Below are 759 nucleotides of genomic sequence, written 5' to 3'. Positions count from 1 at the left end.
GTGGAACTGCAGAACTTGTCCAAAATCACGCAGGAACTGTCGTCGCGCTTCGGCACGCATGCCTTCATTCTGGATGGCGACGGATCCATCCTGGCGGACCAGCGGCTGGCTTCCCCGGATGCGCTGAAGAACGGCATCCTGCCGCTGACGCCGCTCGCCAATTTCGGCGATCCGGTTCTCGCCGGATATGAGGCGCGCAAACCGGAAGCGGAGTTCAGCACGCAGCGTACCCGCGATATCGAGGTTGCCGAAATCCAGCTTGACGACAAGGACGGTTCGACGTCATGGGACGGAGAGAACACTTACGTCGCTATTACCCGTGAGATCACCGGCTATGGCGACCGGCCCTGGACGCTCGGCGCATATTTCAAGACCAGTCAGATCGGTGACGAAATCGAGCGCGTCATGGGATCGGCCATGCTTGGACTTTTCGCGATGGCGGTGGCGGTCATCGTCGCGATTCTTCTCGGCAAGCGCCTGTCGCGCCGGATCCAGGCGATTGCCGGCCAGGCCACGCGCGTCGCCGATTTCGATCTCGACGGCGTGACCCCCCTGCCGCGCAGCAGGGTGCTGGAGTTGGACAACCAGGCTTCGGCCTTCAATGCCATGCTGATCGGTCTGCGTGCATTCTCGACCTATATTCCGCGCTCGCTGGTGGCCAAGCTGGTGCGCACCGGAGAGATCGGCATCGCCGAACCGCGCGAAGCGGTCGTCACCGTCATGTTCACCGACATCGCCGGCTTCACCACGCTGTCGGAG

1 pseudogene is annotated in these 759 nt (G+C 62.5%); it reads left to right on the top strand.

Annotated elements, in window-relative coordinates:
• Nucleotides 1-15: 15 nt before the first annotated feature.
• A pseudogene (locus EOC06_RS38115) lies at nt 16-759 on the top strand (adenylate/guanylate cyclase domain-containing protein); the annotation flags it as partial.

The organism is Mesorhizobium sp. M7A.F.Ca.MR.362.00.0.0 (genome assembly GCF_004023175.1).
GTDB lineage: Bacteria > Pseudomonadota > Alphaproteobacteria > Rhizobiales > Rhizobiaceae > Mesorhizobium.
Note: the sequence above shows the minus strand (reverse complement) of the source record. Positions and strands in the feature narration are given on the sequence as shown.